Below are 7,687 nucleotides of genomic sequence, written 5' to 3' on the forward strand. Positions count from 1 at the left end.
AACAAAGACACTCTAAATGTGGGAGCGGGCTTGCTCGCGAAAGCGCTGGTTCAGCCATAAATCAGTTGACTGACACACTGCTTTCGCGAGCAAGCCCGCTCCCACATTTGCTCTTCATTTGTCTTTAAATAGAGACATGATTTGAAAATCAGTCACAAAGACTTATAAATATTCATATATATCAATAAGTTATGAACTTGGCACAATTCCCGCTACAGCCCCTTCCTACAGCTTCACCCCACAACAATAACAATCCGATGGAGACACACCATGAGTGTGATCATTGCCCTGGCGGCGCTCGCGCTGCTGATGCTGGCTGCCTACCGTGGCTATAGCGTCATCCTGTTCGCCCCCATCGCCGCCCTTGGCGCCGTGTTGCTCACTGACCCTTCCGCTGTCGCCCCTGCCTTTACCGGGGTGTTCATGGAGAAAATGGTCGGCTTTATCAAACTCTACTTCCCGGTGTTCCTGCTCGGCGCGGTGTTCGGCAAGCTGATCGAGCTGTCGGGCTTTTCACGCTCGATCGTGGCTGCGGCCATTCGCTTGCTCGGCACCCGCCAGGCGATGCTGGTGATCGTGCTGGTCTGCGCCCTGCTGACTTACGGTGGCGTGTCGCTGTTCGTGGTGGTGTTTGCGGTGTACCCGTTTGCCGCCGAGATGTTCCGCCAGAGCAATATCCCCAAGCGCCTGATCCCCGCGACCATCGCCCTGGGCGCGTTCTCATTCACCATGGACGCCCTGCCCGGCACCCCACAGATCCAGAACATCATCCCCAGCACTTTCTTCAACACCACTGCCTGGGCCGCGCCCTGGCTGGGTTTGATCGGCACGATCTTTGTGTTTTGCGCCGGCATGCTGTACCTGGCACGCCAACGCAACAAGGCCCAGCGTGCCGGTGAAGGCTATGGCACCGAGTTGCGCAACGAGCCGGAAACCGCCGAAGACCTGAGCCTGCCCAACCCGTGGATTGCCTTGTCGCCATTGATTCTGGTGGGAGTGATGAACCTGCTGTTCACCCACTGGATCCCGCAATGGTATGGCAAGACCCACAGCCTCGCCCTGCCGGGCATGAGCGCGCCGGTGACCACCGAAATCGCCAAGCTCACCGCGATCTGGGCGGTGCAGGCCGCCTTGCTGGTGGGGATCATCATGGTCCTGGTGTTCGGCTTTTCGGCGATCAAGAGCAAGCTGGCCGAAGGCAGTAAAAGTGCGGTCAGCGGTGCACTGCTGGCGGCGATGAACACCGCGTCCGAATACGGTTTCGGCGCAGTCATTGCCTCGCTGCCGGGCTTTTTGGTGCTGGCGGACTGGCTCAAGGGCATCCCCAACCCGCTGGTCAACGAAGCGATTACCGTGACCCTGCTGGCCGGCATCACCGGCTCTGCTTCGGGCGGCATGAGCATTGCCCTGGCGGCCATGTCCGAGAGCTTTATTTCGGCGGCCCATGCAGCCAATATCCCCCTGGAAGTGCTGCACCGGGTTGCGGCCATGGCCAGCGGCGGCATGGACACCCTGCCGCACAACGGCGCGGTCATCACGCTGCTCGCGGTCACCGGGCTGACGCACCGCGAGGCCTACAAGGATATTTTCGGCATCACGATCATCAAGACCCTCGCGGTGTTCGTGGTGATCGGTACTTTCTACGCCACCGGCATTGTGTGAGGTTTTCATGACGACATTGAATGGCAAGACCGCTCTGGTCACCGGCTCCACCAGCGGCATCGGCCTGGGCATTGCCCTGAGCCTGGCCAAGGCCGGCGCCAACCTGATCCTCAACGGTTTCGGCGATGCCAGCGCGGTGATCGCCCAGGTGCAAGCCTTTGGCGGCAAGGTCGGCCACCACCCGGCCGATGTCAGCGACCCGGCGCAGATCGCCGAGATGGTCGCCTACGCCGAGCAAGAGTTCGGCGGTATCGATATCCTGGTCAACAACGCCGGCATCCAGCATGTAGCGGCTGTGGAAGACTTTCCGGTGGAGCGCTGGGACTCGATCATCGCCATCAACCTTTCATCGGTGTTCCACAGCACCCGCCTGAGCCTGCCGGGCATGAAGGCCAAGGGTTGGGGACGGATCGTCAATATCGCCTCGGTGCATGGCCAGGTCGGCTCGGTGGGCAAGGCTGCCTATGTGGCGGCCAAGCATGGGGTGATCGGCCTGACCAAGGTCGTGGGCCTGGAGACCGCCACCAGCAATGTAACGTGCAACGCTATTTGCCCGGGTTGGGTGCTGACGCCGCTGGTGCAGAAGCAGATCGATGATCGCATCGCCGCCGGCGTTGACCCGCAGCAGGCCCAGCATGATCTGCTGGCTGAAAAACAGCCGTCGCTGGAATTCGTGACCCCGCCGCAACTGGGCGAGTTGGTGCTATTTCTGTGCAGCGAAGCCGGGAGCCAGGTGCGTGGCGCGGCGTGGAATATCGATGGTGGGTGGCTGGCCCAATAACCCCATCCTCAGCACAACGCCGATCCAAATGTGGGAGCGGGCTTGCTCGCGAAAGCAGTGTGTCAGTCAACCTATTCATTACTGAACCACCGCTTTCGCGAGCAAGCCCGCTCCCACCTTAGGATCTTTGCAGTGTCAAACATCTGCGACAAGAACAAGAGACGTGCTTATGTCCGACATCCTCTGGCAACCTAGCCCGGAACGCATCCACAACACCCGGATGGACCAGTTCCGACGCTTTATCAATGATCGCCACGCCTTGCAGATCAACGATTACCCAGCCCTGCACCAATGGAGTATCGACCAGCGCCCGGACTTCTGGGCGGCGATTGTCGAGTTCTTCGACGTGCAATGGCGCACGCCGCCTGCCGCCATACTGGTGGAAGGCACGCAGATGCCCAGCGCCCAGTGGTTTCCCGGCGCCACCCTGAACTTTGCCGAACACCTGCTACGGCGTCGCGATGACCACCCCGCCGTGGTCGCGATCAGCGAAGACGGCCAGCGCGAACAACTGACCTATGCCGAACTGGCCGCGCACGTCGCCGGCCTGCAACGCAGCCTGCAAGCGGCCGGAGTGGGCCTGGGCGATCGCGTCGCAGCGTGCATGCCCAACACCTGGCAAACCCTGGTGGGCATGCTGGCGACCACCAGCCTCGGCGCGATCTGGTCTTGTTCCTCGCCGGACTTCGGCACCCAAGGCGTGATCGACCGCTTCGGCCAGATCGAACCCAAGGTACTGATCACCTGTGCCGGTTATCGCTACGCCGGCAAGTTGATCGACCAGAGCGCCAAGCTCAACGAAATCCTCGAACGCCTGCCCTCCCTGCAACAACTGATCATCGTGCCCTACGCCCGGCCCGAGGCGCGTGTCGACGATTATCAGACCCAGGCCAATATCAGCCTGTGGGACGACTTTTACAGCGCAGGCGGCGAACCGCAGTTTGTCGCCGTGCCCTTCGACCACCCGCTCTATATCCTCTACTCCAGCGGCACCACTGGCGTGCCCAAGTGCATCATCCACGGCACCGGTGGCGTGCTGCTGACCCACCTCAAGGAACACGGCCTGCACGCCGACCTGTCGCGCGACGATTGCCTGTTCTACTACACCACCTGCGGCTGGATGATGTGGAACTGGCTGGTCTCGGTATTGGCTATCGGCGCCACGGTGGTGCTGTATGACGGCTCGCCCTTTCATCCCGGCCCCGAACGGCTGATCGACCTGATCGACCAGGAACGCATCAGCGTGTTCGGCACCAGCCCGAAATTTCTCGCGACCCTGGAAAAATCCGGCCTGCAACCGCGCGCAAGCCATGACCTGGGCAGCCTCAAGGGCCTGATCTCCACTGGCTCGCCGCTCTCGCCCCAGAGCTACGACTACGTGTACCGCGAGATCAAACACGAGCTGTGCCTGTCGTCGATGTCCGGGGGTACCGATATCGTCTCCTGCTTTGTCATCGGCAACCCGGTGCTGCCGGTACGCCGCGGTGAGATGCAGTGCAAGAGCCTGGCGATGGCCATCGAGGTCTGGGACGACCAGGGTCGGCCACTGGTTGGCGAAAAAGGCGAGCTGGTGTGTACCCGGCATTTCCCGGCCATGCCCATCGGCCTGTGGAATGACCCGCAAGGGGAAAAACTGCGGGCCTCGTATTTCAGCCAGTTCCCCGGCGTCTGGGCCCAGGGCGACTATGCCGAACAACGTCCCAATGGCAGCCTGCTGATCCATGGGCGTTCGGATGCGGTGCTCAACCCTGGCGGGGTGCGCATCGGCACGGCGGAGATTTACCGCCAAGTGGAGAAAGTCCCGCAGGTCATGGAAAGCCTGGCCATTGGCCAACGCTGGCAGGACGATGTGCGCGTGGTGCTGTTTGTGCGCCTCAATGAAGGCGAACACCTGGACGCAGCCCTTGAGCAGCAGATCCGCGAGGTGATCCGCGCCAACACCACACCGCGTCACGTACCGGCGAAGATCCTCAGCGTGACCGATATTCCGCGCACCATCAGCGGCAAGATCGTCGAGCTGGCAGTGCGTAATGTGGTGCATGGCGAGCCGGTGAAAAACACCGATGCCCTGGCCAACCCCCAAGCCCTGGAGCAATTTCGCAACCGCCCTGAACTGGCATAAATGATGAAAGGTTTCAGCTATAACGCACTCATTTGAAGAAAAACCCCTCAAGCATGCTATTTTTCGAGGGGTAATCAGCCACTCCCGCACCACGGGAGCACTGGCTTTGGTCATTCTTCAAGCGTTACACGCAGGGCACCTACATGAACGGATCACCCACCGGCAGCGAGGCCGCGACACTGATCGCGCGGCTGGACTGGGCCACAAGCCCCCTCGGTGATGCCAGCCGCTGGCCGCAAAGCCTGCGCACGGCAATCGATATCGTCATCCACTCTCCGATGCCGATGCTGTTGCTGTGGGGCGACGAACTCACACAGATCTACAACGATGGCTTCGCCCTGCTGGCCGGCAACAAACACCCCCAGGCCTTCGGCCAACCCACCCATTTGGTCTGGCCGGAACTGCAACACTTCACCGACCCGATCTACAGCGCCGTCCTCACCGGCCAGGTGCGTACCTTTACCGAGCAACGATTTGTCCTGCAGCGCAATCACCGCGATACGGAAATCTGGCTGGACCTGACCTACAGCCCGATTCGCGATGAACGTGGCCGGGTCGCCGGGATCCTGGGGACGGCGATTGAAACCAACGAACGCCGGCAACTGGCCCAAGAGCTGCAACAACGCTCCGACGCCAGCCTCAAGGCCCAGCACAACACCGAGCAACGCCTGCAACTGGCCCTGGCCGCCACTGATGCGGTAGGCACCTGGGACTGGGACATCAGCGAAGATCGCTTTATCGCCGACAGCCATTTCGCCCAGTTGCATGGGGTTGATCCATGCAATGCCCAACAGTTGCCCATCAGCGATTACCTGCAAGGCGTGCACCCAGAAGACCGTGGCATGGTCGCCCGCAGCATCAAGCATTGCATTACCCATGGCACCGAGTACGCCGAAGAGTATCGCCTGCTCCAGGCGGACGGCCAGGTGCGCTGGGTGTTTGCCCGTGGCCGCTGCTACAAGGATCACCACGGCCGGCCGGCGCGCTTTCTCGGCGCCGCGCTGGACCTGACCGAACGCAAGCAGACCGAACAAGCCCTGCGCCAGAGCCAGACCGAGCTGCAGTTGATCATCAACGCCATGCCGGTGCTGATCGGCTATGTCGACCACGAAGAACGCTTTCGCCTGAACAACAGCGCCTACCTCGACTGGTATGGGCTGACGCCGCAAGAGCTGTATGGCAAGACCATTCGCGAAGTCATCGGCGCCGAGATCTATGCCGGGCGCGCCGATAAAATCGCGGCCGCGCTCAAGGGTAAGGCCTGCAGTTTTGTCACCATCACCCCCCACCGCGATGGCCGGCCACGGCATGCGTTGATGAAGTACCTGCCGCGTTTCAGCGCGGACGGCTCGGTCAACGGCTTCTATATCTTTGTGATCGATGAGACCGAACGCAAACTCACCGAAGAAGCGCTGCGCCATCTCAATGACAACCTGGAAGAGCGCGTGGTCCAGCGCACCCAGGCCCTGGCCGAAGCCAACCAGCGCCTGCAAAACGAGATGTTCGAGCGCGAGCGCGCTGAAGACGCCCTGCGCCATGCGCAAAAAATGGAAGCGGTCGGCCAGCTTACCGGCGGTATCGCCCATGACTTCAACAACATGCTCACCGGGATCATTGGCAGCCTGGACCTGATGCAGCGCTACCTCGCCGCCGGACGTAGCGATGAGATTGGCCGCTTCACCGAAGCCGCCGTGTCCTCGGCCCATCGCGCGGCCGCGTTGACCCACCGCCTGCTGGCCTTCTCCAGGCGCCAGTCCCTGGATCGCCGCCCCCTGGACCCGAACCAGTTGGTCGCGTCCCTGGAAGAACTGTTCCGCCGCACCAAAGGCGCCCATATCGACCTCAAGGTGCAACTGGGCAACGATATCTGGCCGGTGAACACCGACGCCAGCCAACTGGAAAACGCCCTGCTCAACCTGGTGATCAACGCCCGCGACGCCATGCCCGATGGCGGGCTGCTGAGCATCGAGACGGCCAACAGCTACCTGGACGGCACTGACATCACCACCCTGGAGCCCGTCAAGGCCGGTGATTATGTGATGCTTGGCGTATGCGACAACGGTGCCGGGATGACGCCAAAGATCCTGGCCAAGGCCTTCGACCCGTTCTTCACCACCAAGCCCATCGGCCAGGGCACCGGCCTGGGTCTGTCGATGATTTATGGCTTTGCCCAGCAATCCGGCGGCCACGTCACGATCCACAGCGAGCCGGGCCGAGGCACCTGCGTGCGCCTGTACCTGCCGCGCCTGCATGGCACCGCGTTGGAAAAAGTCCTGCCGCAAAGCCCCATGGAAGCGCCGGTGGCGCGGGACGGCGAAGCCGTGGTGGTGGTCGAAGACGATACGGCGGTGCGCATGCTGGTGGTCAACCTGCTGGATGAGCTGGGCTACACTGCCCACCAGGCCGCCGACGCGCGGGCGGCCTTGCCGTTGCTGGAGTCTGACCTGCGGGTGGACTTGCTGGTGACGGATGTCGGCCTGCCCGGCATGAACGGCCGGCAACTGGCGGAAATCGCCCGCCAGCATCGCCCGCAGCTCAAAGTGCTGTTCATGACCGGTTACGCCGAAACGGCCACCGAACGCCAAGGCTTCCTGGAGGACGGTATGGACATGGTGGCCAAGCCATTTTCCATCGACCTGCTGGCCACAAAAATCCGCAGCATGATCAACGTCAAAGGCCAAGTTGATGCATAATCGCGCGCCTTCAAGCCCGACCGTTGCAAGGTAACTGCCCGATGAAAGCCCAAGCCCGTCATATCCTGGTCAAGACCAGCGAAGAAGCCGAACAGCTCAAGCAACGTATTGCCAAGGGCGAAGCCTTTGATGTGCTGGCCAAGAAGTTCTCCACCTGCCCGTCCGGCAAGCGCGGTGGCGACCTCGGTGAAGTACGGCCGGGACAGATGGTCGGGGTGATCGATGCGGTGATTTTCAAGAAGCCGCTGCGGGTGGTACACGGCCCGATCAAGAGCAAGTTTGGTTATCACCTGGTGCAGGTGTTCTACCGCGACTGAGCGCTTGGCTCAAAACCGCTATCGCAGGCAAGCCAGCTCCCACACTTGGAGGTGTGAACCCGCCCAAAATGGACTGCCCCCAAGAAGTTGGACACCAATCCAATTTCTTGGG

At 61.5% G+C, this 7,687-nt stretch carries 5 protein-coding genes; all 5 read left to right on the forward strand.

The features are described from left to right. Window positions 1-270 precede the first annotated feature (270 nt). The 5 genes from H097_RS17970 (at window position 271) to H097_RS17990 (ending at window position 7,575) form a co-directional block, all read left to right on the forward strand. Window positions 271-1,662: a GntP family permease gene (locus H097_RS17970; protein WP_032861435.1), complete on the forward strand. Its 1,392-nt coding sequence runs from the start codon at window positions 271-273 to the stop codon at window positions 1,660-1,662. A 7-nt stretch (window positions 1,663-1,669) separates the two neighbouring features. After that, window positions 1,670-2,443, forward strand: a complete 774-nt coding sequence (locus H097_RS17975; protein WP_032861436.1) for a 3-hydroxybutyrate dehydrogenase — start codon at window positions 1,670-1,672, stop codon at window positions 2,441-2,443. Between the two features lie 169 nt (window positions 2,444-2,612). Beyond that, a complete protein-coding gene (locus H097_RS17980) occupies window positions 2,613-4,565 on the forward strand; it encodes an acetoacetate--CoA ligase (protein WP_032861437.1) in 1,953 nt (650 codons plus the stop codon). A gap of 143 nt (window positions 4,566-4,708) precedes the next feature. Next, window positions 4,709-7,258 (forward strand): PAS domain-containing protein, encoded by a 2,550-nt coding sequence (locus H097_RS17985; RefSeq protein WP_032861438.1) that lies wholly within the window; start codon window positions 4,709-4,711, stop codon window positions 7,256-7,258. 41 nt (window positions 7,259-7,299) lie between these two features. Further along, window positions 7,300-7,575: a peptidylprolyl isomerase gene (locus H097_RS17990; protein WP_029293742.1), complete on the forward strand. Its 276-nt coding sequence runs from the start codon at window positions 7,300-7,302 to the stop codon at window positions 7,573-7,575. The last annotated feature ends 112 nt before the right edge of the window (window positions 7,576-7,687 follow it).

Source organism: Pseudomonas sp. FH4, from assembly GCF_000510915.2.
Taxonomy (GTDB): Bacteria; Pseudomonadota; Gammaproteobacteria; order Pseudomonadales; family Pseudomonadaceae; genus Aquipseudomonas; species Aquipseudomonas brenneri.

Bases quoted from the DNA above. Each gene is read 5' to 3' on its own strand.
- H097_RS17970 (WP_032861435.1), top strand. From the start codon at position 271: ATGAGTGTGATCATTGCCCTGGCGGCGCTCGCGCTGCTGATGCTGGCT.
- H097_RS17975 (WP_032861436.1), top strand. From the start codon at position 1,670: ATGACGACATTGAATGGCAAGACCGCTCTGGTCACCGGCTCCACCAGC.
- H097_RS17980 (WP_032861437.1), top strand. From the start codon at position 2,613: ATGTCCGACATCCTCTGGCAACCTAGCCCGGAACGCATCCACAACACC.
- H097_RS17985 (WP_032861438.1), top strand. From the start codon at position 4,709: ATGAACGGATCACCCACCGGCAGCGAGGCCGCGACACTGATCGCGCGG.
- H097_RS17990 (WP_029293742.1), top strand. From the start codon at position 7,300: ATGAAAGCCCAAGCCCGTCATATCCTGGTCAAGACCAGCGAAGAAGCC.